24 protein-coding genes and 2 pseudogenes are annotated in these 22,974 nt (G+C 65.8%); 15 read left to right on the top strand and 11 right to left on the bottom strand.

Annotated features, from left to right (window positions below):
* A pseudogene (locus tag U1E69_RS12010) lies at positions 1 to 573 on the top strand (hypothetical protein); the annotation flags it as partial.
* Positions 574 to 690: 117 nt separating this feature from the next.
* Positions 691 to 2,715 carry an NADPH-dependent 2,4-dienoyl-CoA reductase gene (locus U1E69_RS12005; RefSeq protein ID WP_322244608.1) on the top strand — a complete coding sequence of 675 codons (2,025 nt, stop codon included), beginning with the start codon at positions 691 to 693 and terminating at the stop codon, positions 2,713 to 2,715.
* A gap of 77 nt (positions 2,716 to 2,792) precedes the next feature.
* Here U1E69_RS12005 and U1E69_RS12000 read toward each other — a convergent pair whose 3' ends face one another.
* Positions 2,793 to 3,050 (bottom strand): EF-hand domain-containing protein, encoded by a 258-nt coding sequence (locus tag U1E69_RS12000; protein WP_322244607.1) that lies wholly within the window; start codon positions 3,048 to 3,050, stop codon positions 2,793 to 2,795.
* Between the two features lie 370 nt (positions 3,051 to 3,420).
* On the opposite strand from U1E69_RS12000, the gene U1E69_RS11995 reads away from it, so the two are divergent.
* Positions 3,421 to 4,326, top strand: coding sequence for a LysR family transcriptional regulator (locus U1E69_RS11995; protein WP_322244606.1), 906 nt, complete (start codon positions 3,421 to 3,423; stop codon positions 4,324 to 4,326).
* Positions 4,327 to 4,356: 30 nt separating this feature from the next.
* Here the strand turns inward: U1E69_RS11995 and U1E69_RS11990 are convergent, their stop codons facing one another.
* The 3 genes from U1E69_RS11990 to U1E69_RS11980 all read right to left on the bottom strand — a co-directional run bounded on the left by U1E69_RS11990 (position 4,357) and on the right by U1E69_RS11980 (position 6,738).
* A complete protein-coding gene (locus U1E69_RS11990) occupies positions 4,357 to 5,241 on the bottom strand; it encodes an OmpA family protein (RefSeq protein ID WP_322244605.1) in 885 nt (294 codons plus the stop codon).
* An 82-nt stretch (positions 5,242 to 5,323) separates the two neighbouring features.
* Positions 5,324 to 6,022, bottom strand: a complete 699-nt coding sequence (locus U1E69_RS11985; protein ID WP_322244604.1) for a GNAT family N-acetyltransferase — start codon at positions 6,020 to 6,022, stop codon at positions 5,324 to 5,326.
* Complete coding sequence (locus U1E69_RS11980) at positions 6,019 to 6,738, bottom strand: competence/damage-inducible protein A (protein WP_322244603.1); 720 nt, start codon at positions 6,736 to 6,738, stop codon at positions 6,019 to 6,021. The genes U1E69_RS11985 and U1E69_RS11980 overlap by 4 nt, the downstream gene beginning before the upstream one ends.
* Positions 6,739 to 6,829: 91 nt before the next feature.
* On the opposite strand from U1E69_RS11980, the gene map reads away from it, so the two are divergent.
* A complete protein-coding gene (gene map, locus U1E69_RS11975) occupies positions 6,830 to 7,663 on the top strand; it encodes a type I methionyl aminopeptidase (protein WP_322244610.1) in 834 nt (277 codons plus the stop codon).
* A gap of 59 nt (positions 7,664 to 7,722) precedes the next feature.
* Here map and U1E69_RS11970 read toward each other — a convergent pair whose 3' ends face one another.
* Positions 7,723 to 8,487, bottom strand: a complete 765-nt coding sequence (locus tag U1E69_RS11970; protein WP_322244602.1) for a molybdopterin-binding protein — start codon at positions 8,485 to 8,487, stop codon at positions 7,723 to 7,725.
* Entirely contained in the window at positions 8,480 to 9,271 is a 792-nt protein-coding gene (locus U1E69_RS11965; RefSeq protein ID WP_322244601.1) for a cytochrome b/b6 domain-containing protein, read from the bottom strand. The genes U1E69_RS11970 and U1E69_RS11965 overlap by 8 nt, the downstream gene beginning before the upstream one ends.
* Positions 9,272 to 9,409: 138 nt before the next feature.
* On the opposite strand from U1E69_RS11965, the gene accD reads away from it, so the two are divergent.
* Positions 9,410 to 10,327: an acetyl-CoA carboxylase, carboxyltransferase subunit beta gene (gene accD, locus U1E69_RS11960; protein ID WP_322244600.1), complete on the top strand. Its 918-nt coding sequence runs from the start codon at positions 9,410 to 9,412 to the stop codon at positions 10,325 to 10,327.
* A gap of 3 nt (positions 10,328 to 10,330) precedes the next feature.
* Positions 10,331 to 11,602: a folylpolyglutamate synthase/dihydrofolate synthase family protein gene (locus U1E69_RS11955; protein WP_322244599.1), complete on the top strand. Its 1,272-nt coding sequence runs from the start codon at positions 10,331 to 10,333 to the stop codon at positions 11,600 to 11,602.
* A gap of 58 nt (positions 11,603 to 11,660) precedes the next feature.
* On the opposite strand, the gene U1E69_RS11950 is transcribed toward U1E69_RS11955, so the two are convergent.
* Together U1E69_RS11950 and U1E69_RS11945 are read right to left on the bottom strand one after the other, a co-directional pair.
* On the bottom strand, positions 11,661 to 12,284 hold the full coding sequence (locus U1E69_RS11950; protein ID WP_322244598.1) for a TetR/AcrR family transcriptional regulator: 624 nt from the start codon (positions 12,282 to 12,284) through the stop codon (positions 11,661 to 11,663).
* A 56-nt stretch (positions 12,285 to 12,340) separates the two neighbouring features.
* Entirely contained in the window at positions 12,341 to 12,511 is a 171-nt protein-coding gene (locus U1E69_RS11945) for a hypothetical protein (protein WP_322244597.1), read from the bottom strand.
* Positions 12,512 to 12,666: 155 nt separating this feature from the next.
* Between U1E69_RS11945 and mbfA the strand changes: the two genes are divergently transcribed.
* Positions 12,667 to 13,644, top strand: a complete 978-nt coding sequence (mbfA, locus tag U1E69_RS11940) for an iron exporter MbfA (protein ID WP_322244596.1) — start codon at positions 12,667 to 12,669, stop codon at positions 13,642 to 13,644.
* On the top strand, positions 13,644 to 14,342 hold the full coding sequence (locus U1E69_RS11935) for a nitroreductase family protein (protein ID WP_322244595.1): 699 nt from the start codon (positions 13,644 to 13,646) through the stop codon (positions 14,340 to 14,342). The genes mbfA and U1E69_RS11935 overlap by 1 nt, the downstream gene beginning before the upstream one ends.
* Here the strand turns inward: U1E69_RS11935 and U1E69_RS11930 are convergent.
* From U1E69_RS11930 to U1E69_RS11920, 3 genes are read right to left on the bottom strand one after another with little or no spacing between them, the layout of a single operon-like run.
* Entirely contained in the window at positions 14,339 to 15,370 is a 1,032-nt protein-coding gene (locus U1E69_RS11930; RefSeq protein ID WP_322244594.1) for a PP2C family protein-serine/threonine phosphatase, read from the bottom strand. The genes U1E69_RS11935 and U1E69_RS11930 overlap by 4 nt on opposite strands.
* Positions 15,351 to 16,196 carry an FHA domain-containing protein gene (locus tag U1E69_RS11925; protein WP_322244593.1) on the bottom strand — a complete coding sequence of 282 codons (846 nt, stop codon included), beginning with the start codon at positions 16,194 to 16,196 and terminating at the stop codon, positions 15,351 to 15,353. Before U1E69_RS11925 ends, U1E69_RS11930 begins: the two co-directional genes overlap by 20 nt.
* Positions 16,197 to 16,234: 38 nt before the next feature.
* Positions 16,235 to 17,896: a serine/threonine-protein kinase gene (locus U1E69_RS11920; protein ID WP_322244592.1), complete on the bottom strand. Its 1,662-nt coding sequence runs from the start codon at positions 17,894 to 17,896 to the stop codon at positions 16,235 to 16,237.
* Positions 17,897 to 18,289: 393 nt separating this feature from the next.
* On the opposite strand from U1E69_RS11920, the gene U1E69_RS11915 reads away from it, so the two are divergent.
* The 7 genes and pseudogenes from U1E69_RS11915 to U1E69_RS11885 all read left to right on the top strand — a co-directional run.
* Entirely contained in the window at positions 18,290 to 19,225 is a 936-nt protein-coding gene (locus U1E69_RS11915) for an AEC family transporter (protein WP_322244591.1), read from the top strand.
* Positions 19,222 to 20,052: an S-formylglutathione hydrolase gene (gene fghA, locus U1E69_RS11910; protein ID WP_322244590.1), complete on the top strand. Its 831-nt coding sequence runs from the start codon at positions 19,222 to 19,224 to the stop codon at positions 20,050 to 20,052. Before U1E69_RS11915 ends, fghA begins: the two co-directional genes overlap by 4 nt.
* Positions 20,030 to 20,515, top strand: coding sequence for a CAP domain-containing protein (locus U1E69_RS11905; RefSeq protein WP_322244589.1), 486 nt, complete (start codon positions 20,030 to 20,032; stop codon positions 20,513 to 20,515). Before fghA ends, U1E69_RS11905 begins: the two co-directional genes overlap by 23 nt.
* A gap of 116 nt (positions 20,516 to 20,631) precedes the next feature.
* Positions 20,632 to 21,087, top strand: coding sequence for a hypothetical protein (locus U1E69_RS11900; protein WP_322244588.1), 456 nt, complete (start codon positions 20,632 to 20,634; stop codon positions 21,085 to 21,087).
* A gap of 75 nt (positions 21,088 to 21,162) precedes the next feature.
* On the top strand, positions 21,163 to 22,098 hold the full coding sequence (locus tag U1E69_RS11895; RefSeq protein ID WP_322244587.1) for a DMT family transporter: 936 nt from the start codon (positions 21,163 to 21,165) through the stop codon (positions 22,096 to 22,098).
* Positions 22,088 to 22,711 (top strand): HAD family phosphatase, encoded by a 624-nt coding sequence (locus U1E69_RS11890; protein WP_322244586.1) that lies wholly within the window; start codon positions 22,088 to 22,090, stop codon positions 22,709 to 22,711. Before U1E69_RS11895 ends, U1E69_RS11890 begins: the two co-directional genes overlap by 11 nt.
* Positions 22,708 to 22,974: pseudogene (locus U1E69_RS11885) on the top strand (ornithine cyclodeaminase); the annotation flags it as partial. The gene U1E69_RS11890 and the pseudogene U1E69_RS11885, both read left to right, overlap by 4 nt.

Raw genomic sequence — 22,974 nt, 5'->3', positions numbered from 1 at the left:
GCCAGCTTCAACATCGCGCATTGGGGATCGAACATCTGCCGCGCGGGCTGGATGGCCCAAGGGCCCGACGACCTGCCCGCATCGGCGGCGGGCTATCTGGAGGAGTTCGTTTTCCCCTACACCGAAGCCATGTCCGACTGGTGCGGGATGATGCGGCCTGGTGTGGCAGGGGGCGCGGTCTGGGCGATGATCCATGACCGTCTGCCCGGCGAGTTCGGCATAACGCTGAACCCCGGCCACCTGATTGGGGTGGATGAGTGGATGTCCTCGCCCATCATGCCGGAATCGGGGATCCCACTGGCCTCGGGCATGGCGATGCAGATGGATGTGATCCCGGCGCATCCCCGCTGGGGCTCGACCCGGATGGAGGACGGCTATGTGATTGCCGACGACGACCTGCGCGACGATCTGGCGCGGAAGCACCCGAACCTGGCCCGGCGCTGTGCTTTGCGGGCCGAACTCATGCAGCGGGTGATCGGAATGGAGGTGCCGGATACCCTGCTGCCGCTGGCCGATACCTGCGGGATCATCGCGCCCTGGCTCTTGGACCCGGCACAGGTCGTGGTGCTTTAGGCCCGACAAAAGTGGATACCGATGGTGGCGACCGGCAGGCGGTCAATCGTGTGACGCGGCGTTCGTGGTGACGTTCGTGTCGCGCTTCGCCATTCTCGGCCCGCAAGGGAGACCATCATGTCCGACTACCCGCATCTTCTGTCGCCGATCACACTGGCCGGGGTCAGTTTGCGAAACCGCAGCCTGATGGGCTCGATGCACACCGGGCTGGAGGAAACGGGCGATTGGGGCCGGGTCGCGGCCTTCTATGCGGCGCGGGCAAAGGGTGGGGCGGGTCTGATCGTGACGGGCGGGATGGCTCCGAACCGCGAGGGCGGGGTGTTTCCGGGCGCGGCGGGGCTGTTCACGGATCAGGACATCGCCAACCACCGGCGGGTCACCGACGCCGTCCATGCCGAAGGCGGGCATATCGCGATGCAGATCCTGCATGCGGGGCGCTACGCCTATTCGAAGGATTGCGTCGGGCCGTCGCCGGTGAAGTCGCCGATTTCTCCCTTTGCGCCACGAGAGCTGGACGAGGACGGGATCGAAAAGCAGATCGCCGACATCGCCGCTGCTGCGGCGCGGGCGGTGGAAGCTGGCTATGACGGCGTCGAGGTGATGGGGTCGGAGGGGTATTTCCTGAACCAGTTCCTTGTCACCCACACCAATCGCCGGACAGACGGGTGGGGCGGGTCCTACGAGAACCGGATGCGGCTTCCGGTTCAGGTCGTGGGCCGTGTCCGCGCGGCGATGGGGCCGGGGGCGGTGCTGATCTACCGCATCTCGCTGATCGACCTGGTGCCGGATGGCTCGACCTGGGAGGAGGTCATCCAGCTGGCAAAGGCGGTGGAGGCGGCGGGAGCCTCGGTGCTGAACACCGGGATCGGCTGGCACGAGGCGCGGGTGCCGACGATTGCCACCTCGGTCCCCCGGGCGGGGTTCGCGCATCTGACGGCGCGGCTGCGGCCCGAGGTTTCGATTCCCGTCATCACCTCGAACCGGATCAACACGCCCGAAGTCGCCGAAGGTCTGCTGGAATCGGGTGCTGCGGACATGGTGTCGATGGCGCGGCCCTGGTTGGCGGACCAGGATTTCATCTTGAAGGCGGCGTCCGGGCAGGCGGCCCGGATCGCGCCCTGCATCGCCTGCAACCAGGCCTGCCTTGACCATACCTTCAGCGGCAAGCTGACCAGCTGCCTGGTCAACCCTCGCGCCTGCCATGAGACCGAGCTTGTATATACAGCTACGGATGCGCCCAAGCGGGTGGCGGTAGTGGGGTCCGGTCCTGCGGGAATGATGACCGCCATCGTTGCCAGCCAGCGGGGGCATCAGGTCACGCTGTTCGACAAGGCCGATGCGGTTGGCGGCCAGCTGAACCTGGCCCGGCAGGTTCCGGGGAAGGAAGAGTTTCACGGGCTGGTCGACTGGTTCGCCACCATGCTGCGCGGGCCGGGAATCGAATTGCGGTTGGGTAAGGAAGCTACCGTCGAGGACCTGGAAAGCTTCGACGAGGTGGTGATCGCCACCGGGGTTGCGCCCCGCGATCCGGGAATTCCGGTCGAGGCGGGGGCGACGGTGCTGTCCTACATCGACGTGCTGCAAGGCGCGGCGGTGGGGCGCCGGGTGGCCGTGGTGGGCGCAGGCGGGATCGGCTTCGACGTGGCCGAGACGCTGGTGCAGGACGGGGTCAGCCCGACGTTGGATGCCGGTCTCTGGCGCGAAGAATGGGGCGTCACCGCGCCGTGGGAGGATCGCGGTGGGCTGGCATCCGAAGGGCCGCAGCCCCACGCCCCCGCGCGAGAGGTGTATCTGCTGCAGCGCAAGGCTGAAAAGCCGGGGCGGCATCTGGGCAAGACGACGGGATGGATTCACCGGGCCAGTCTGGCGATGAAGCGGGTCAAGATGCAGGGCGGGGTGAATTATGAACGGATCACGCCGGAGGGGCTGGTGATCAGCCACGGGCCGAACCGCGAGGGCGAGGAACTGCTGGCGGTCGATGCCGTGGTGCTGTGCGCCGGACAGCTACCCGAGCGGGGGCTGTCGGCCCAGCTGGAGCAGCGTGGCATCCGCCACCACCGGATCGGCGGGGCGGATGTCGCGGCCGAACTGGATGCCAAGCGCGCCATTGATCAGGCGGCGCGCCTGGCGGCACGGCTTTAGCGAAAGCCTCCTCGTTCGACTTCGTCTCCTCGTCGGACATCAGCGAGGAGTGACGAAGTCATCGACGAGCGGCCTTCTCAGCCGCCCGAGGCTTCCGCCGGAGCCGTGATCACGCCACCATCCAGCGCGGCCTGCAGTTCCGTCGCATCAACGGCACCGTCTGCGCTGGTGTCGATGGCCTTGAAAGTGTCCTCGGTCAGATCCGTCCAGACCGCCTGAAGCTCGACCAGCGACCAGTTCCCGCTGGAGTCGGGATCAGCCACCTCGGGCAGGGTCTGCGCGAAAGCGGCCGAGGCCAGGGCAAGCGGTGCAAGTGCGATTGCGAAGCGTTTCATGGAAGTCTCCTTTTCTATCCACGATTGCAGGGCAGCCTGTTGCCGCCCTGCGACGCCAGCTATCGGCTGTGGGAAGAACATTCCATAGGGATGCAATTTTATGCGGTTTCGGCGTCATGACGCCGCCGATTTATGCAGGATACTGGAACGATTTCCCGCCTAGACGCGCGCGGCCACCCTTTCCCTGCCCATCCCTGAAGGTGATTCAGGCGACCCGTTGCCGATCCCCAGGCGCGGTCCAGAGTTTCTCTGCCATCAACGATCCCCCACAATACCCCGGATCGGACGCCTGATTGCCGCCTTCCTGCCCGATTTGGAAGTGAAACCTGTTTGTAACAAAACCGGCGTGTCTGCTCCCGAAGAGGACAATATGGATCGACTGACAGAGATGGAGGCCTTCGCCACGGTAGTGGACCAGGGCGGCTTCACCGATGCAGCCAAGAAGATGGGGATTTCCAAATCCGCTGTCTCGAAACATGTGTCTGCCCTGGAAGCCCGACTGGGTGCGCGCCTTCTGAACCGCACGACGCGCCGCGTGTCGCCGACCGAAATCGGCCTGGCCTATTACGACCGCGCCCGCCGCGTGCTGAACGATGCGGGCGAGGCGGATGCTCTGGTGACGTCGATGCAATCGGCACCCTCGGGCCTGTTGCGGGTGTCGGTCGCGACGGACTTTGGCGTGAACTTGCTGTCGCCGATCCTGGGGGATTTCCTGCTGGAATACCCCGACATCACCGTGAACATGGTGCTGAACAACCGCTATGTCGAACTGATCAGCGAAGGCTTCGACATGGCGATCCGCGTGGGCGAGCTGGAAGACAGCAGCCTCCGCGCCCGCAAGCTGACCGAGACGACCAAGCGCATGATCGGCGCGCCGGGCTATTTCCAGAAGTTCGGGCGACCACAGAAGATCGACGATCTGAACGACCACAAGCTTCTGCACTATTCCAACCAGGCCAACGGCAACGTCTGGAAGATCACCGCACCCTCGGGCGAGAAGCGGCAGGTCCGGTCCGTGGGCTGGCTGACGGTGAACGACGGGCAATCGCTGCTGAACGCCGCGATCTCGGGCCTGGGAATCGCCTACCTGCCCTCGTTCCTGTATGCCGATGCGATGCGGCAGGGGCTGGTGGAAGAAGCCATTCCCGGCCTTCCGGTCGAGGTTCTGGGCATCTACGCGGTCTACCCGCCGGGTCGGTTCACCCAGCCCAAGGTGCGGGCGTTCATCGACTTTCTGGCGCGGCGCTATGCCGACAAGGGTCCTGACAACTGGTGACGTCCCTGCCCCCCTCTCAGGGTGCGTCCACTAGCGGGTCGAAGTGACAATCACTTCGACCCGTCGGTTTTTCTGGCGGCCTTCCTCGGTCTGGTTGGTGGCCCGGGGGGCCAGAAAGCCCACGCCATCCGCTGCGACGCGCGCCGGGTCGGCGCCGTAGGTCTGGATCAGCGCGTCCGCCACCGCCTCGGCGCGGCGTTCGGACAGCGCCTGGTTGGCGGCAAGACTGCCCGACGCATCGGTGTGGCCGACAAGGGCAACGGTGCCTTCGGGATTCGCCTCAAGCCAGGCCGCGACGGCGGCAAGCGAGGGGTAGTCACCCTCGGACAGCGCTGCGGCCCCGCTGGCAAAGACCAGGTCCTCCAGCACCGCTGCACCATCGGCGTCCAGCGCCGCGGCAATGCCATTGGCTTGCCCCGGCTCGGCGACACTGCGCGAAAGCTCGGGGTCTTCCAGGTCGACGGCTGTCGCGACGGTCGGCGTCTGGATCGGGGTGGCCGTGACCCGGGTGATCTGGACATACCCCGCGCCCGCGCTGCGGCTGACCAGAATCGAGACCGCCTCGTCCCCCTTGAGGGCCGAGAGGAACCGGAAATCGCCCAGATCGACGTGCATGTCCGGTTCGGGCAGAACGTCGGTGTTGAACCGGAAATCGAAGCCGCCGCAGGTCCGCGCCGCGCATTCGAAGATGATCTCGTAGCCAGCGGCACGCACCTGGTCGCGCAGCGGGCTAAGCAGCGCAAGCGTGGTCGCGCCAGGAGCCTCCAGCCGGTAGGCGCGCTGGTCCAGTGCCCCTTCGACCTGCCGCGCGGGAACCGAGGTGCCGTCAAAGGGCCCGGTGGGCAAGGCATAACTGCCGGGGATCTCGCTGCGGGTTTCCTCGCCCAGAAGCTTGGCCGGAAGGTCCAAAGTCAAGGCAGAAGCAGGATTGGCCAGTGCGATGGCAAGAACGAGGGGAAGGTAAGCCTTTGGCACTGCCGGGGGTCGCTTTCCGCGATCATTTCATTCGGTAATGGTACTTTCCCACAACTTCCATGCCAAGGCGAGCGTAGAGCGCACGTGCGGCGGTGTTCTGCCGGGTGACGACCAGCGAAAGCCGCGATGCCCCTTGGTCGGCGGCCCAGTTGGCTGCGGCATGAAGCAGGCTTTTCCCCAAACCCTGGCGACGGTGGCTGTCCCGCACCTCGACGGCATGGACCATCGCCTCGGCCCCGTGGCAGGCCACGAAGGCCACCCCGGCGGGCCGGTCGTCGATCCGGCCCAGAAGCGCGGCCTTCGGGCCCAGGACGCGGTCCATCACCGCAAGGCGGGCGGGGCCGATGCCGCCCCTGTCCCAGATCGACCGGGCGATTTCCAGCGGGGGCCAGTGCGGAAAGGCGGTCAGGCCTGGAAGGTCGGCAGTCAGGCGGGCGACCGGCGCGGCATAGGCGACGACCGGGTCGATGATCGTCCAACTGCGGGTGGCAAGTGCCGTATCCAGGGCAGTCTCTTTGGCGCGCACCAGCATCAGGGGCTGTGCCATCACCGAGTCGAGGGCGTCGAGGTCGGCGTCGGTGAAGGAGCCGCCATCCAGGCTTGCCGCCGAGACGCGTTTGCCGCCCCCCGCCCCATCGCGAAGCGTGAAGGGGCCAAGGCTCTGGCGGCTGGCGGGGGGCCAGGTCGCCTCCATCACCTCGGCCAGAAGGGCCGGGGTCATCCGAAAAGCCGCGTCAGCGTGACCATCGCCTGATCCAGCCGGCCCGGATCTGTGCCGCGCACCACCAGGTTCGTGCCATGCGCTCCGTTCTGGATGAAGGGGTAAGAGCCCATCGACAGGTCCGGAAACTCGGCCGCCAGCGCGCCGAACGGGCCGGCGATCTCGCCCTCGCCCCGGTTCACGCGCAGCGATTGCGACAAAAGCGGTGGGCCGCCGGTCAGCTTCGGCAGGACCGAGGCGACCATCGCCTGGAAGATGTTCGGCACGCCCGCCATCACGTGCACGTTGCCGATGGTAAAACCGGGCGCGGTCGAGACCGGGTTGTCGATCAGCGTGGCCCCGTCCGGGATGCGCGCCATCCGCTGGCGGGCTTCGTTGAAGGGCAGGCCCGAGCGGTCGTAATGCGCCTGCAACAGCGCCATCGCGTCGGCGCGGTGGCTGATCGCGGCCCCCATCGCCTCGGCCACAGCGTCGGCGGTGATGTCGTCATGGGTGGGGCCGATCCCGCCACTGGTGAAGACATGGGTGTATTTCGACGCCAAGGTGCGCACGGCATCGACGATTTCGGAGTGGATGTCCGCAACCATCCGCGCCTCGCGCAGGGTGATGCCGATGCGGGTCAGCTCTTGGGCCAGGAAATGCATGTTCGAATCGCGGGTGCGGCCCGACAGGATCTCGTCGCCGATCACCAGGATTGCGGCTGTCGGGTTGCTCATGGCCAGGCTCCTTGTGGTCAATGGGTCGGGTATAGCCTTCGCGGCCGGGCTTTCAAACCCCGGCCTCTGGCCAATTCCGCGCAAGGCTCTTATGTATTGGCCAAGGAGACTGCCTGTGGACGACATTCGCGCCCGGATCACCAAGGATGGCATCCGCATCTACGAGGATGCGGATTTCTCGGGCATGCGCGCCGCGGGCCGCGTTGCGGCGGAAATTCTGGATGCAGTGGCCCCGCTGGTGGTGCCGGGAACGACCACGGCGGTCATCGACGATTTCATCACCGACGAGATCCGGCGTCGTGGCGTGACCTCTGCCACCATCGGCTACAAGGGCTACAAGCACGCGTCCTGCATCAGCGTCAACCACGTGGTCTGCCACGGGATTCCGGGGGCGAAGGTGCTGATGGACGGCGACATCCTTAATATCGACGTCACGGTGATCGTCGATGGCTGGTATGGCGATACCAGCCGGATGTATGTGGCCGGGCAGCTGGCCCGCAAGGCCGAGCGTCTGATCGAAGTCACCCACGAAGGCTTGATGCGCGGCATCGCGGCGGTCAAGCCGGGCAACACCTTCGGCGACATCGGTTATGCGATCCAGGCTTATGTCGAGGCGCAGCGGATGTCCGTCGTCCGCGACTTCTGCGGTCATGGCCTTGGCCGGGTGTTCCACGCGCCGCCGAACGTGCTGCACTATGGCCGCGCGGGGTCCGGCCCGGTGCTGGAGGAAGGCATGTTCTTCACCATCGAGCCGATGGTGAATCTTGGCCGTCCGGAAACGAAGGTTCTGGCCGACGACTGGACCGCCGTGACCCGCGACAAGTCGCTGTCGGCGCAGTTCGAACATTCGGTGGGCGTCACGGCCACGGGCTGCGAAATCTTCACACTGTCCCCGGCGGGCAAGTTCCATCCGACCTGGGGGTAAGGGACCAAAATCCTTAAGCAAGGATTTTGACAAATTTCTTACTCAAGAAATTTGGGCGCTCAGATCCCCGCGTACCACTCGTATCCCCGGTCGGCCCAATAGCTGCCCTTGCCCGAACCCAGCGCAGCAAGACTGTCGGTCAGCTCGATGGTGTGGACATACTTCGCCATCTTGTAGCCCAGCTGCCGTTCCACCCTCAGCCGCAAGGGCGCCCCGTTCGCCACCGGCAGGGGTGCCCCGTTCATCGCATAGGCCAGGATCGTCTGGGGATGGAAGGCGTCGATCAGGTCGATGCTTTCGTAATAGAAGACCTCACCCGACAGGCTCCGCTCGATGGCGTCGAAGCAGTGGAACACGGCATAGCGGGCGGTTACCTTCGGCTTCGCCAGCTTCAGCACACCCCCCAGCGGCACGCCCTGCCATTTGGCGATGCAGCTCCAGCCTTCGACACAGTCGTGGCGCGTGATCTGTGTGCGTGCAGGCAGCGCACTCAGATCGGCAAGCGACAGCGAGACGGGGGCTTCGACAAGGCCCTTCACCGTCAGCCGGTAGTCGCGAAACGCGGTCTCGGCCATCCGGCGATACTCGGCGCTGGCCGGATCGGTCGAGCCGTTCGGCCGCATCCCCTGGCGGATGTCGGCCTCGGTGAACTCGGGCGCAAGCCGGTTGCCGATCAGGGCGCGCTGGGCGCTTTGCGTCAGGCCCTCGTGGCTGGCGAAAATCTTGCGCAAGGCGCTGTCGCTGTCTGCGGCGCTGTCGAAGACCTTGCAGCCGGACAGCGCCAACGCCGCCCCGCCAAGCAGAAGGTTGCGGCGGTCAATCATGCTTGCCTCCATCGGTGCGATACCAGCCGGTCAGCATCGACCGCATCTCGTTCAGCGGACCGGCCAGCAGGATCATCGCGATGTGGATGGCGAAGAAGCCCAGAAGCGCCAGCATGGTCAGGAAGTGGATCGTCCGCGCGGTCTGGCGGCCCTGGAACAGGTCCAGAAGCCAGGGAGCCGCGGCGTTGAAGCCGGGAGACATCGAAAGCCCGGTCAGGATCATCAGCGGCAGGGCCAGGAACAGGACCGAGGCATAGGCAAGCTTCTGCAGAACGGAGTAGCCGGCGCCGTGGGGCAAGCGCAGGCGGGCATGATCGGAGATATCGCGGGGCAGCGCCCTCAGGTCCGCCAAGGTGGGGATCAACTGCCTCAGGTGGCCATTCAGAGCCGAGGCTGCCAGCCACAGCACCAGCGTCCCGACCAGCGCCCAGGCGAAGAAGAAATGGATCACCCGCCCCGTGGCCAGACCTTGGCCGGATGGGATCGTCAGCGCCGCCGGGATGGCGCGAGCCTCGCCATTCGAGACGCCAAGATACCCCGTCGTGTCGAATTCGACCCCGAAGACCCGCGTCACGCCCTGCAGGACGTCGCCCTTCTGCCGCGCGAAGATTTCCAGAATCGCATTGTCGTAGTCGAACCCGACCTCTGTCCCGAGATGCAGGCTGGGATGGGCGTTGAAGATCTGCAGGCCGGTCAGCATCAGAAAGAACAGGCTGACGGCCCAGGCCCAATGCGTGATCCGGGTCAGCAGCCGTTGGCGGTAGACAAGCGGGCCTTGCGGCATGGCGATCCCTCCGGTTCGATGCAGAAGGAACGGGGGCGGGGCCCGGAAAGTTTCGCCACGCCCGGCGGATCACCGCTGATTGCATTTGCCGGCCCCCCGGCTTATTTCCAAGGCGGACCCAAAGGGCAGCAGGCGCGCATGAACTGGATCACCAACTACGTCCGTCCGAAGATCAACTCGCTTTTCTCGCGCCGCGAGGTGCCCGAGAATCTTTGGACCAAATGCCCGGAATGCGGGACGATGCTGTTCCACCGCGAGCTGGCGGCGAACTTGAACGTCTGCAGCAACTGCGAACACCACATGGCGATCAGCCCGCGGGAACGGTTCGGGGCGCTGTTCGACGGCGGGATCTTCACCGAGGTCAAGGTGCCCGACCCGGTCGTGGACCCGCTGCATTTCCGCGACCAGAAGAAATACACCGACCGGATCAAGGCGGCGCAGAAGGCCAGCGGCGAGAAGGACGCAATGCTGGTGGCCGAGGGCGAAATGGGTCGCACCCCCATCGTGGCGGCGGCGCAGGACTTCAGCTTCATGGCCGGGTCGATGGGCATGTACGTCGGCAATGCGATCATCGCTGCGGCCGAACGGGCGGTGAAACTGAAGCGCCCGCTGATCCTGTTCAGCGCCTCGGGCGGGGCGCGGATGCAGGAGGGGATGCTGTCCCTGATGCAGATGCCGCGCACCACGGTCGCGGTGCAGATGCTGAAGGAGGCGCGGCTGCCCTACATCGTCGTGCTGACCCACCCCACGACCGGCGGGGTCACGGCCAGCTATGCCATGCTGGGCGACGTGCAGATTGCCGAACCCAACGCCCAGATCGGCTTTGCCGGTGCCCGCGTCATCGAACAGACCATCCGCGAGAAGCTGCCCGAAGGCTTTCAGCGCGCGGAATATCTGCTGGACCACGGGATGCTGGACCGCGTCGTCCACCGCAAGGCAATGAAGGACGAACTGGTGACGCTGGTCCGGATGCTGACCGGCCAGCCTCCGGCGATCAAGGGCGACCTGCCCGCTCCGGCAGAGCCGGTCGCCGCCCAGTCGCAGGCGAGCGCCTGATCCATGACACAAGGCTCTGACGTCATCCTGGAGCGGATGATGACGCTGCACCCCAAGGTCATCGACCTGACCCTGGCCCGCGTTGACCGGCTGCTTGCGGCCCTTGGCAATCCCGAACGGTCGATTCCTCCGGTGGTCCATATCGCGGGGACAAATGGCAAGGGCAGCACCCAGGCGATGATCCGGGCGGGGCTGGAGGCGGGTGGGGACCGCGTCCACGCCTATACCTCGCCGCACCTGGCGCGGTTCCATGAACGCATCCGGCTTGCCGGGGAGCTGATCAGCGAACCCGCGCTGACGGCTTTGCTGGACGAATGTGTCCGCGTGAACGGGCCGGACGAGATCACCTTCTTCGAGATCACCACTTGCGCGGCCTTTCTGGCCTTTGCGCGGACGCCCGCAGACTGGACGCTGCTGGAAGTGGGGCTGGGCGGGCGGCTGGATGCGACGAACGTGGTGGAAAAGCCCCGGCTGACGATCATTACGCCGGTCTCGATGGATCACGAGGCTTTCCTGGGCGACACCATCGCCAAGATTGCCGGTGAAAAGGCCGGGATCATCAAGCGCGGCGTGCCCTGTATCGTCGGACCACAGCACCCCGACGGGTTGGCGGTGGTCGAGGCGAAGGCGGCTTCGCTTGGCGCTCCGCTCTGGGTCTTTGGCCAACACTGGAACGTCTGGGAAGAACGGGGCCGCCTGATCTATCAGGACGAGAACGGCCTTCTGGACCTGCCGCTGCCGAACCTGCCCGGCCCGCACCAGGTGCAGAACGCCGGGGCCGCCATCGCGGCGCTGCGGCTTCTAGGCAAGCCCGAGGCCGCTTGCGAGGCGGCGGTGACCAAGGCTTTCTGGCCCGCCCGGATGCAGCGGTTGCGGCACGGCCCGCTGGTCGATCTTGCACCGCAGGTCGAGCTGTGGCTTGACGGCGGCCACAATCCGGCAGGGGGCGAGGCGGTGGCGGCGACCCTGGCGCGGATGCCCCGGCGCGAGACGCACCTGATCTGCGGGATGCTGAACACCAAGGACGTGACTGGCTACATGCGCCCCCTGGCCCCGCAGGTGACCCGGCTGCACGCCGTGTCGATCCCGGGCGAAAAGAACACCCTCCCCGCCGAGGTTACCCGCGATGCAGCGCTGTCAGTCGGCATTGATGCCGTCGCGGCCGGATCGGTGGCCGAGGCGCTGGCGGGCATTGCTGCAGTATCACCCGAAGCGCGAGTATTGATCTGCGGCTCGCTGTATCTGGCTGGTTCGGTGCTGCGCGAGAACGGCTAGGCACCCAAATTCCTTAAGCAAGGAATTTGTCAAAATTCTTACTCAAGAATTTTGGGTCTCAAGCCACACCGTAGCGCGCCAGGAACATGTCCACGGCACCGTGCACTGACCGGTGCGCCAGTTCGGGGGTGATCGTCTCGGTCATGCCGAAGATCAGCTTCTCGTGGATCGTCGCTTTGCACAGCTGCGCGAACTGGTCAGCGGCCAGGTCAAGGTCGTCGATCCGCAGCTGGCCGCTTTCAACATAGCAGCCCAGGTGATGCACCAGCCGCTGGTGGATCAGCCCCGGCCCGAAGTCGTAGAACTGGCGGCCAAGCCCCGGAAAACGCTCGCCCTCGCCGACCACGATGCGGAACATGCGCTGACCGAAGTCCGACAGCTGGAACGCGACGATCCGTTCTGCCGCGATGGTCAGCGCCACCCGCACCGGGGCGTCGCCTTCGACCATCGCCTCGGCCTCTTCGGTCTGGCGATGGCATTCGCAGCGCGCGACTTCCAGGAACAGAAGCTGCTTGTCGGGGAAATAGGCGTAGATGGTGGCCTTCGAGACGCCGGCCTCGCGCGCGATGTCGTCGACCGAGGCGCGCTCGAACCCGTCGCGCATGAAGATCTTCCGGGCGCCGTCCAGCACCTGGTCGAACTTCCGGCCGCGCCGGACCCCGTGATCCTGAATGGCGTTCATCGCATCCCCCGACAGGGACCATAGACCATCCCGATCCGGCGCGGCAAGCGAAGCGGTTACTCGGCCAGTTGGCAAGTCGGCTGGGCGACCGGTGCGTCGCAGCCTTTGGTCGAGGTGGTGACCGTGTCCGGGAACGTCAGCGTCGGCAGCAGCACAGCCAGCGAGTCCGCGGCAACGGGTGCTGCAAGGGCAAGGCCGGTGGCAAGGGCAAGTGCGAAGCGGGTCATCGTGATCTCCATTCTGAACTCTGCGGTTCAGAATATTTTCTAAACCGACAAGTTCAGTTCGGCAAGCGGAAAGTGAACCGGAAAGTTCAGATTATGCCGTTGCAGCGGCTGGTTCCTGAGTTAGATTAGAACCATTCCAAACTATGGTGCCAACCGTGCTTTCCGCCCTGACCTTCCGCCGCCGTTTCAGCGACCTTTCCGAACAGGAGGTTCTGGCGCTGGCGATCTCCTCGGAAGAGGATGACGCCCGCATCTATCGCACCTTCGCCGAGCGTCTGCGGGCCGATTACCCCGCCTCGGCGGCGGTGTTCGATGGGATGGCGGTGGAAGAGGACGGGCACCGCCAGCGTCTGATCGACCTGCACCGCGCGCGCTTTGGCGAGGTGATCCCGCTTTTGCGCCGTGAACATGTCGCGGGGTTCTACGCCCGCCGCCCGGTCTGGCTGTCGCAGAACCTGTCGCTGGAGGTGATGCGCGGCGAGGCGGCGACGATGGAGAAGACGGCGCACGACTTCTACCTCCGCGCTGCTGCGCGGACGCAGGATGCCTCAACCCGCAAGCTGCTCGGCGACCTTGCTGCGGCTGAGGCGGGGCACGAACGCCACGCGCAGCGGCTGGAGGAAGCGCACCTGCCGCAAGACGCGCGGGACGACGAGGACCAGACCGCCAAGCGCCAGTTCATCCTGACCTGGGTGCAACCGGGGCTGGCCGGGTTGATGGACGGATCGGTCTCGACCCTGGCGCCGATCTTCGCGACAGCGTTTGCCACACAGGACACCTGGACCACGTTCCTTGTGGGCACGGCTGCGTCCGTGGGTGCGGGCATCTCGATGGGCTTCACCGAGGCCGCGCATGACGATGGGGTGCTGTCGGGCCGCGGCTCGCCCTTGAAGCGCGGCATCGCCTCGGGCGTGATGACCACCATCGGCGGACTTGGCCACGCGCTGCCCTATCTGATCCCGGATTTCTGGACGGCCACGACCATCGCGATGATCGTGGTCTTCGTGGAACTTTGGGCCATCGCCTGGATCCAGAACCGTTACATGGAAACCCCCTTCCTGCGTGCGGCCTTGCAGGTCGTCCTTGGCGGCGCTTTGGTCTTTGCCGCCGGGGTTCTGATCGGGGGCGGGTGATGTATCGCAAGGGTGAGGTGAGCTATCAGCCCCTGCCGTTGCCGGACCGCGTGCAGCTGGATGACGCCGCCGCGCTGGCCGAGGCCGAGCGGTTCCGCGACTACATGAAGAAGCGCCACTCGGTGCGGGACTATTCAACGCGGTCGGTGCCCGAGGCGGTGATTGCATCCTGCATCGCAGCGGCGGGGACGGCCCCCTCGGGGGCGAACCATCAGCCCTGGCACTTCGTGGCGATCAGCGATCCCGCGATGAAGGCCCGCATCCGCGACGGGGCCGAGGAGGAAGAGCGGGCGTTCTATCAGGGCGGTGCGGGGGATGAGTGGCTGTCGGCGCTGGAACCTATCGGGACGGGCGTCTCAAAGCCGCATCTGACTGACGCGCCGTGGCTGATCGTTGTCTTCGCGCAGCGCTACGGGATGACCGAAGACGGGGCGCGCTACAAGAACTACTACGTGCCGGAAAGCGTCGGCATCGCGACGGGAATGCTGATCACGGCGATCCACCATGCCGGGCTGGTCTGTCTGGAACATACGCCCAACCCGATGAAATTCCTGGGGCCGCTGTGTGAACGGCCCGAGCACGAAAAGCCGGTGATGATCCTGCCGGTGGGCTATCCAGCCGACACCGCCACGGTCCCGGCGGTGGCCAAGCGGAAAAAGCCGCTGGACCAGATCATGAGCGTCTTCCGCCAGGCCTAACCCAAAGCCGCGATCCTGCGGGGGATGACGGGGGGCCGAGCCTCCTGCGGGTCCGGGTCAGCCTCGGTCAGCGTGGTCGCATCACCTTCGACCGCTTCCGCTGCCGGGCGCTGCGGCGGTTCGGCCACGGGAAGGGGCACCAGGACCGGATCGGCTACTACGGTCGTCGGGCGACGGGGCCGGGTGGTGACCGCCAGGGCCTGCCGCTCGGCACGGTCGTTCTGCGGCCGGACCGAGACATCGTTCACCTTGATCACGGTGAAGCTGATGTTGTCCTGGTCGGGGTCGTCCAGCCGAACCAGCTCTTCCAGCAGGCGTTCCGCGATTTCGGTCGATCGGGACTTGCGGTAGCGGGCAAGGACCTTCTCGATCTGGGTGTTCGTCAGGTACTGCAACCCGTCCGAGGAACAGACCACGATGTCGCCGGCCTTCAGCTCGACCGGGCGCGACGGGCAGTCGATCTTGGCCACCTTCGCGCCCATCAGCACAGACACCAGGCAGTTGCGGTCGGGATGGGTCGCACCGCTCTCCGCATCCAGAAGGCCCGCCTGGACCATCAGGTCGATCTGCGGCGCCATCGAATGATCTTCGTTCAGCTGCACAAGCTTGCCGTTGCGGAAGAGGTAAAGCGGAGAATCTCCGATCGAGATCCACCAGAGCCGGTTCTCGACCAGCGCGGGGACGACAAGAGTGGGCCCCATGCCGCTGGTCTCGGGGTGGGTCCGGGAATGGTTGCGCAGGGTCTCGTTCGCGAGGTCGGCCACGCCACGCAGGATCTCGGGCGCGCGGGCCTCGAATGAGGCGACATTGGCGAAGTGGAACTTCAGCTCGGAGTAGACCTCGGTCAGGACGATCTTGGACGCGACATCGCCTGCGGCATGCCCCCCCATGCCGTCGGCCAGGACCACGAAGCCAGCCTCGGCCCCAACCGGAAAGTCGGCCGTGATCGCGTCTTCCTGGTAGTCGCGCGCGCCCTGGCTGATGCCCGAGGCGACGTCGTAGCGAGGTTCACGCGATCGCCATATCATGCCCGTCTCCTTCGGCCTCGAACGATGACCAGTTGAACTCGGGAGAACACAGGACTTTCAGCACCAGGGTCGTTTCGCCGATCTGGATCTCGTCGCCATCGGCGGCGGTTTCGGTGGCCAGAAGCGGGTGGCCGTTCAGGCGCACAAGGTTCGACTTGCCGCCGTGACCGACATAGAAGGCATGCGTGTCGGGGTCATAGGCGATTGCGGCGTGGTTCTGGCGCGAGATCGCCATGTCGCCGAAGTCAAGCGACACGGTCTGATCCGAACCCCGCCCGATCTGCGAGATGCCCTGGCTTAGCGCGAAGGACGCGCCTTTGCCGGGGCCGTCCTTGACCACCAGCCAGCCCGCAGGGAACATCGCATAGCCCTTGCCCGGTGCCGAGGCCGCCGGAGCGATGGCAGGCGAATCGATCCCGTCGAACAGCGGGACGACGGCGGTGGGTTGCGCTTCAAAGCCCAGGACGCGTGTCTTGGTCCGGGTTGCGCGGCGCGCAGGCTCGGCGGAAACTTCTGGCTCGGCGGCGGGCTTCGGTGCCTCATCCTCCTCAAGATCCCAGATGCCGCGGCTGGGCAGGCTCACGCCTTCGGGCAGCGGGGCCTTGGCCTTCACGACTCGGCTGGGCCGGGCCACGGCTGTCGGGGTCGTCGTCTCGGGCTCTGGTTCGGGCGCGGGCGGCGGAGAGGCGGCGGCCAGCGCTTCGCGCAGGCGCTTGACCTCCAGCTCGGCCAATGCGGCCATCACGGGGTCGGGACCGGTTTCCGCCTGACCAGTGGCATGGCCGGTCTCGTCATTCTCGCGAAAGATCGTCCGAAGGAACTTCAAGGCTTTGTCTCCCCGTTTTCGTGTTTCGGCAACGGCAGTCAGCCCGCCACCCCAAGCCGGAACTCTGCTTCCACTGTACTGTCACCACGGCGAACTACAAAACTGTAAGTTGTAATACCATTCGCAAACTCGCGCTGAAGTATCTCCCGCAGCGCGGTTGCGGTCGCCAAGGTCTCGCCCGTGGGGGCGTAGACCAGCAGGATGTCACCCACCTGGATCGAGCCTTCCAGTTCGGCCGGCAGTTCGGACACCACGGTCTGCGTTGCGGTGTCCGTCTCGACCACGTCGAAGGTATAGCCACCGGGCAGGCGCAGGACATTGGTGACCGGCAAAAGCTCATCGGCGCGCGGTGCCCCTTCGACCGGAGCGACCGCCGCCCGCGTCTCGGTCGGGGCAGTGGCCGCGGTTGCGGTCGGGGCAGTGGCCGCGGTTGCGGTCTGGGCGACGCCATCGGTCCCGCTGGAAAGCAGGTTGGGCAGCGACAGCAGCCCCACCAGCAACAGCACTGCGGCCGCCGAGGACATCAGAAAATCGCGCACATTGCGCGGGGCCTGGATCACCACGATGGGCGCAGGGCTGGCTGCCACGGCGGGCTCGGGTGCGGCCGGAAGGCTGGGGGCCTTTGCCTGCGGCGGGGCGGCGAGTGGTGGGGTGGCGGGCTGGTCAGCCTGAGCCACGGCAACAGGTTGTTGGGCGGCCGGTGGCGGGGCCGAGACTGCCCGGGCGACCGGCGCGGCAGGCAGGACGGGTTGCGAAACCGGACGCGCGGCATCGCCGACCAGCATCGCCCGCCATTCGTCGACAGACTGCAGCCGGTCACGCGGAAAGATCGCCATCGCCTTGTCGATCGCATCCAGGAACCCGTGCGGATAGGTCTTGAACCGCCCCGCCAGCGGGCGCAGCGGATCGCCTTCGCGCCCGGCGATGGCCGACAGCCGCTCTTGCGAGGTCTTGGGCGTCTCGCCGGTGATCAGATGGTAGAAGCTGGCCGCCAGCGCATAAAGGTCGCTGTAGAGGGCCTGCTTGCTGCCGCTGACGTAGAATTCCTGCGGGGAATAGCCGTCCTTGACCACGCGCAGGCCGGACAGAGCCCGACTTTTCCGCGTCACTTCCTTCCGCGAGGCACCGAAGTCGATCAGGATCGGCTGGCCCGTTGCCTTGTTCAGGATCATGTTGTCGGGCGAGATGTCGCGGTGCAGCAGGCCCCGTTCATGCACATGGCCCAAAGCGTCCAGCATCGTGTGCAGGAAGGACACGATCTCTTTCGGGGTCAGCGGCCGCGCCGTACCCTCGACCGTCTGCAACAGGTCCGGGCCGTCGATGTAGTCCATCGCCATATAGGCGGTCTCGTTGTCTTCGAAGACGTGGTGGACCTTGATGATGTTGGGGTGATCCAGCTGCGACAGTGTCAGGGCTTCCTGCATGAAGCCTTTCACGGCGGTGCGGAATTCGTCCTGCTGCGCCCGCGACCGTGCGCCGACCGTGGTGCCGATCCGGCGGCAGAAGGTCGAGGGGAAACACTCCTTGATGACCACCTGCCGATCCAGCGAGTCCCGCGCGATGTAGACGATCCCGAAGCCGCCGCTGTTCACGAAGGATTCGATGGTGAATTGGCCGAAAAGCAGCCTGGTTCCCGGGGCCAGCTCGTCGGCTGTGGTCCCCAGATCGACAGAGTCAAACTTGCGCGCGGCAGCGGTCATCACTAATCACCCATATCCGCGTCCTTCTTGCCCCCATGAAGGACGTGCGGTTCTTCACGTGTAGCCAATGAGTTGGGCCAAAACGTGAAGGGTTTCCGGTCGTTTTTCGCCACAATCGCCCACGTGGGCCGTCGCTGACGTCAGAGGGAATGGTGACGAATGGTGGCAGATGTGCCGATCAAGCCGGTGATTGCCGCAAGATATGGAAACAACTTGGGGCAGTTGCCCTGCCCGATGCATCCAATGCCGTGCTGGAGGGCTGGGGGGCTTGCCCTGCTTTTGCCACATCGACGGCTGCGAATGTTTCGAAATCGAGCGGCAGTGCGCCCCCACGGATGCCGATTCCCAGGCCTCTGCTTGCCCTTTTCGCCCGCCCGTGACACCACGGAAGCCATGCTGGCGATCTTTCTGAAGACACTGCCGTTCTTTGCCCTGATCGGGGTCGGCTACCTTGCCGGACGCAGCCGGTTCTTCTCGGAAGAGGCGACGGCCTACCTCACCCGCTTTGTCTTCTACTTCGCGCTGTCGGCCATGCTGTTCGGATTTGCCGCGAACCTGGACGTGTCGGCAATCTTCAGCTGGCCCTTCGTCTTTGCCTATCTGCTGGCCACCGCGGTCGTCTGGCTGATCGTGGCCGCCGTCGCGCTGGCCCGGGGCGTCAGTCCGGAAGAGGCGGTGTTCGAGGCGCACACCGGGGTCATCGGCAATGTCGGCTTTCTGGGCATCCCGATGCTGGCGCTTCTTCTGGGGCCACAGGCTGTGGGGCCGGTGCTTCTGGTGCTGGCGGTCGACCTGATCGTGTTCTCGTCGATCCTGACGATGGTGATCACCGGCCTGCGGGCAGGTCGGGTCAGCGCGCAGACCTTCGGCATCCTGGGCATGGGGCTGGTGAAGAACCCGATGATCGTCTCGGTCGGACTGGGCATCCTCTGGGGCGCGACGGGGCTGCAGCTGCCGGTTCCCGTCAACGAATTCCTGACGCTGCTGGGGGCCGCCGCCACGCCCTGCGCACTTTTTGCCATCGGGGCCTCGCTGGCGGGGCGCTCGGCGGAACGGGTCGAGGTCGCGGCGTGGCTGTCGTTCTCAAAGCTGATCCTGCACCCGCTGGCAGTGGCGGGAGCATGCTGGCTGTTCGGCGTCACGGGCTATCAGGCCGGCGTGATGATTGCCGCCGCGGCCTTGCCCGTGGCGGGCAACGTCTTCATCCTTGCGCAGCACTACCGCGTTGCGCCACAACGCGTTTCCACCGCGATCCTGCTGTCCACGGCCGCGTCGGTCGTGACCGTGACAGCCGCGATCGCCCTGATCGGCCAGGGGGGCTATCTATGAAAACCATCTCGGAAAACCGCGCGTTCGGCGGGGTTCAGGGCGTCTACACCCATGCCTCCCAGTCCACCGGCGGCGACATGACCTTTGGTCTTTTCCTGCCCCAGCAGGCCGAGGACGGGCCGGTGCCGCTGCTCTGGTTCCTGTCGGGCCTGACCTGCACGCACGAGAACGCGATGATCAAGGCGGGCGCGCAGCGCTGGGCGGCCGAGGCCGGGATCGCCCTGGTCTTTCCCGACACCTCGCCGCGTGGCGAAGGCGTGGCGAACGATGCCGACTTTGCGCTGGGGCAGGGCGCGGGGTTCTATCTGAACGCGACGCAAACCCCCTGGGCCCCGCATTTCCGCATGTGGGACTATATCACCGAGGACCTGCCCCGCGTCCTCTTCAACGCCTTCCCGCTGGCCGAAGAGGTGCAGGGGATCACCGGCCATTCGATGGGCGGCCACGGGGCCCTGACCATCGCGATGAGCTTTCCGGGACGGTTCAAATCCGTCTCGGCCTTCGCGCCGATCTGCAACCCCTCGGCGAGCGATTGGGGCCGTCCGCAATTTTCTGCCTATCTCGGACCTGACGAGTCGTCATGGGCCGCGCATGATGCGACGTTGCTGATGCGGCGCCGGGGATTCGACGGGCCGATGCTGATCGACCAGGGGACGGCCGACCAGTTTCTCGACAAACTCCGCCCTGAAGCGCTGGCCGAAGCGATGGCCCAGGCGCGGCAGGGTGGCACATTCCGGATGCAGAAGGGCTATGATCACAGCTATTTCTTCGTCTCGACCTTCATGGAGGACCACGTGTCGTTCCATGCGCAGGCTTTCCTGGGCTAAGGCGCTGCTGATTTCGCTGGCCCTGGGCACATCGCCCGTGGCGGCGGCAAGTCCGGCGGAAACGGTGCTGTCGGTGGTAAACTCGGCCCGCGCCAAGGCGGGGTGCCAGCCCCTGCGGTTGAATGCCCGGCTGACGGCGGCGGCCAAGTCACATGCCCGCGCGATGGCCGAGCAGAACTTCTTCGGGCACGCTGGCAAGGATGGCAGCAAGTTCTCCTCGCGGATCAAGCGGCAGGGCTACAGCTACCGGGCCGCGGCCGAGAATATTGCGGCGGGGCATCGGACGGCCATGCAGGCGGTGCAGGGCTGGCTGAACAGCGCGGGCCACCGGCGCAACATGCTGAACTGCCGGATGACCGAGACCGGGATTGCCGTGGTCTACCAGGCGGATGACAGACCGATCCGGGGAAGCTCGGCTCCCTTGCGGTATTACTGGGTGCAGGTCTTCGCGGCCCCGGGCTGACCCGTCACGCCGCGGCCTTTAGGCTGGCCGCAAGCGGTGCGGTCCGGGCTGGCTTGCCTGTTGTGCGGCGGGCCGGGTTGCGGATAGCGTCGGCGCAAAGACAGGGGAGTGTGGCGATGCGGAACATGCTGACGATTGTGCTGGTCGTGGTGGCGGCGATCCTGGGCTTTTTCGCCTATCAGTCCAGCCAGAAGGGGAACGCCTTGCAGGCAGACCTTTCCGCCAGGACCGAAGCGGTCACCGCGCTGGAGGCAGACAAGGCCAGGCTTGCCGAAGAGCTTGCCGCGCTGAAGGCCGAAGGCGAAGCGGCGATGACGGCAGCCAACGACGCGGCGGCTTCCGTCCAGGCCGATGCGGCGGCCATGCTGGAAAAAGTCAGCACGCTGGAAACCGAGAAGGCCGACCTTGCAGCCCAGGTTGCGGCACTTGAGGCCGACGCCGCCAAGGCCGCCGAAAGCGCGCAAGCCCAGATTGCCACCCTGACCGAAACGGTCACCAGCCTGGAGGCCGAAAAGGCTGCGCTCCAAGCTCGGGTCGACGCATTGACCGCCGCCGCGCCCGCGAACCCCTGACGGTCGCGGCCTGCCTGCGTCACCGATGTCGCGGGCAGGACAGACGGAACCGGACGGCCCGGGTCACCTGCCCGCATGGCACGTTCCCAAGCCCTGACCGGCATCCTTTTCGCCATCGGCGGCACGCTGATCTTTTCGGTCAACGACGTCTCGATCAAGTTCCTCTCGGACGGCTATGCGCTGCACCAGGTGATCCTGATCCGGGCCTTCGTCGCGATGACTTTCATCCTTTCGGTGATCGGCTGGTCCGAGAGGGGGTTCACGCAACTGGTCACCGGGCGGCCCCGGATGCACCTGATGCGGGTCGTCATCGTGATGATCTCGAACGTCACCTACTTTGTCGGCCTTGCCGCCCTGCCCCTGGCCGATGCCGTGGCGGTCGCCTATGTCAGCCCGATCATCATCACGCTTCTGTCCATCGTCTTCCTGCACGAAAAGGTCGGCCCCCGGCGCTGGGCCGCGGTGATCATCGGCATGGTCGGAGTGATCGTGATGCTGCGCCCCGGGGCCGGAGTGATCCAGCCCGCCGCACTCCTCGTCCTGATTTCGGCGGTGATGTACGCAGCTGGCAACCTTCTGGTGCGGCACATGGGCGGCACCGAAAGCGCCATGACCCTGTCATTCTACGTCCAGGCCGGGTTCATCGTGGTCAGCCTGTGCATGGGGCTTTGGGTCGGGGACGGGCACCTGGCGACGGACGAGGGGCTCTGGGCCTTCCTCTTCCGCCCCTGGATCTGGCCGCCATTGCACGACTGGCCGGTCTTCCTGGCCACGGGTCTGTCGGTGGGGATCGGGGGCATGATGGTCACGCAGGCCTATCGCACGACGGAAGCCGGTCTGATCGCGCCCTTTGAATACGTGGGGATGCCGCTGGCAATCCTCTGGGGGCTGGTGGTCTTTGGCACCTTCCCCGACGCGGTGTCCTGGGTGGGGATTGCGCTTATCTGCGGGTCCGGCCTTTATGTGATCTGGCGGGAAACAGTGCGGAAACGGGAAGGCGATGCAGCCTGAGGCAGTGATCTTCGACATCGGCAACGTGCTGACCCGCTGGCAGCCCGAGGCCTTTTACGACCGCGTCCTGGGAGAGGACCGCCGCCGCGCGCTGTTCGATGCCGTGGACCTGCACGGGATGAACGCCCTGGTCGACGACGGGGCCCTCTTCCGCGAGACGATCTATGACTGGGCCGACCGCCACCCGGAGTGGTCCCCGGAAATCCGCCTGTGGTATGACCGCTGGATCGAGCTTGCCAGCCCCCGGATCGAAGGCTCCATCGCGCTACTTCGCGCATTGCGGGCCAAGGGCGTGCCGGTCTTCTGCCTGACCAACTTCGGCAGCTATTCCTACGAGGAAGCCCGCGACAAGCTGGACTTCCTGGCCGAGTTCGACCGCGAATACGTCTCGGGGCGGTTGAAGGTGTCAAAGCCGGACCCGCGCATCTATCAGGTGGTCGAAGACGATTGCGGCTTGCCGCCCGACCGTCTGCTGTTTGCCGATGACAAGGCCGAGAACATCACCGCCGCCGCCCGACGGGGCTGGCGCACGCATCAGTTCGAAAGCTGGCAGGGCTGGGCCGAACGACTCGTGGCCGAGGGGCTTTTGACCAGAAAGGAAGCGGGGCTATGACCCAGGTCGTTCCAAAGGACGCCGAGGCGCTGCTGACGTGGCAGGGACTGCTTGCTGCGATCGAGGCCGGGCACCGGATGCCAAGGGCTCAGATCAAGGACATGTTCCTGTATCGCGACAAGGACACGCTGCTGGACCGCGCGGCCTGGATCAACGGGCTGGGCGCGTTGGTCAAGGTCGCGACGATTTTCCCCGGCAACGCCGCGAAGGGCATGCCCACGATCTTCGGCGCGGTGACGCTGTTTGACGATCTCACCGGCGAT

The sequence above is a fragment of the Tabrizicola sp. genome, from assembly GCF_034366665.1.
In the GTDB taxonomy this organism is placed as follows: domain Bacteria; phylum Pseudomonadota; class Alphaproteobacteria; order Rhodobacterales; family Rhodobacteraceae; genus Tabrizicola.
Note: the sequence above shows the minus strand (reverse complement) of the source record. Positions and strands in the feature narration are given on the sequence as shown.

What these genes read in the sequence shown, in the direction of transcription:
- U1E69_RS12005 (WP_322244608.1), top strand. Translation starts at nt 691, where the DNA reads ATGTCCGACTACCCGCATCTTCTGTCGCCGATCACACTGGCCGGGGTC.
- U1E69_RS12000 (WP_322244607.1), bottom strand. Translation starts at nt 3,050, where the DNA reads ATGAAACGCTTCGCAATCGCACTTGCACCGCTTGCCCTGGCCTCGGCC.
- U1E69_RS11995 (WP_322244606.1), top strand. Translation starts at nt 3,421, where the DNA reads ATGGATCGACTGACAGAGATGGAGGCCTTCGCCACGGTAGTGGACCAG.
- U1E69_RS11985 (WP_322244604.1), bottom strand. Translation starts at nt 6,022, where the DNA reads ATGACCCCGGCCCTTCTGGCCGAGGTGATGGAGGCGACCTGGCCCCCC.
- U1E69_RS11980 (WP_322244603.1), bottom strand. Translation starts at nt 6,738, where the DNA reads ATGAGCAACCCGACAGCCGCAATCCTGGTGATCGGCGACGAGATCCTG.
- map (WP_322244610.1), top strand. Translation starts at nt 6,830, where the DNA reads ATGTATTGGCCAAGGAGACTGCCTGTGGACGACATTCGCGCCCGGATC.
- U1E69_RS11970 (WP_322244602.1), bottom strand. Translation starts at nt 8,487, where the DNA reads ATGATTGACCGCCGCAACCTTCTGCTTGGCGGGGCGGCGTTGGCGCTG.
- U1E69_RS11965 (WP_322244601.1), bottom strand. Translation starts at nt 9,271, where the DNA reads ATGCCGCAAGGCCCGCTTGTCTACCGCCAACGGCTGCTGACCCGGATC.
- accD (WP_322244600.1), top strand. Translation starts at nt 9,410, where the DNA reads ATGAACTGGATCACCAACTACGTCCGTCCGAAGATCAACTCGCTTTTC.
- U1E69_RS11955 (WP_322244599.1), top strand. Translation starts at nt 10,331, where the DNA reads ATGACACAAGGCTCTGACGTCATCCTGGAGCGGATGATGACGCTGCAC.
- U1E69_RS11950 (WP_322244598.1), bottom strand. Translation starts at nt 12,284, where the DNA reads ATGAACGCCATTCAGGATCACGGGGTCCGGCGCGGCCGGAAGTTCGAC.
- U1E69_RS11945 (WP_322244597.1), bottom strand. Translation starts at nt 12,511, where the DNA reads ATGACCCGCTTCGCACTTGCCCTTGCCACCGGCCTTGCCCTTGCAGCA.
- U1E69_RS11935 (WP_322244595.1), top strand. Translation starts at nt 13,644, where the DNA reads ATGTATCGCAAGGGTGAGGTGAGCTATCAGCCCCTGCCGTTGCCGGAC.
- U1E69_RS11930 (WP_322244594.1), bottom strand. Translation starts at nt 15,370, where the DNA reads ATGATATGGCGATCGCGTGAACCTCGCTACGACGTCGCCTCGGGCATC.
- U1E69_RS11920 (WP_322244592.1), bottom strand. Translation starts at nt 17,896, where the DNA reads ATGACCGCTGCCGCGCGCAAGTTTGACTCTGTCGATCTGGGGACCACA.
- U1E69_RS11915 (WP_322244591.1), top strand. Translation starts at nt 18,290, where the DNA reads ATGCTGGCGATCTTTCTGAAGACACTGCCGTTCTTTGCCCTGATCGGG.
- fghA (WP_322244590.1), top strand. Translation starts at nt 19,222, where the DNA reads ATGAAAACCATCTCGGAAAACCGCGCGTTCGGCGGGGTTCAGGGCGTC.
- U1E69_RS11905 (WP_322244589.1), top strand. Translation starts at nt 20,030, where the DNA reads ATGCGCAGGCTTTCCTGGGCTAAGGCGCTGCTGATTTCGCTGGCCCTG.
- U1E69_RS11900 (WP_322244588.1), top strand. Translation starts at nt 20,632, where the DNA reads ATGCGGAACATGCTGACGATTGTGCTGGTCGTGGTGGCGGCGATCCTG.
- U1E69_RS11895 (WP_322244587.1), top strand. Translation starts at nt 21,163, where the DNA reads ATGGCACGTTCCCAAGCCCTGACCGGCATCCTTTTCGCCATCGGCGGC.
- U1E69_RS11890 (WP_322244586.1), top strand. Translation starts at nt 22,088, where the DNA reads ATGCAGCCTGAGGCAGTGATCTTCGACATCGGCAACGTGCTGACCCGC.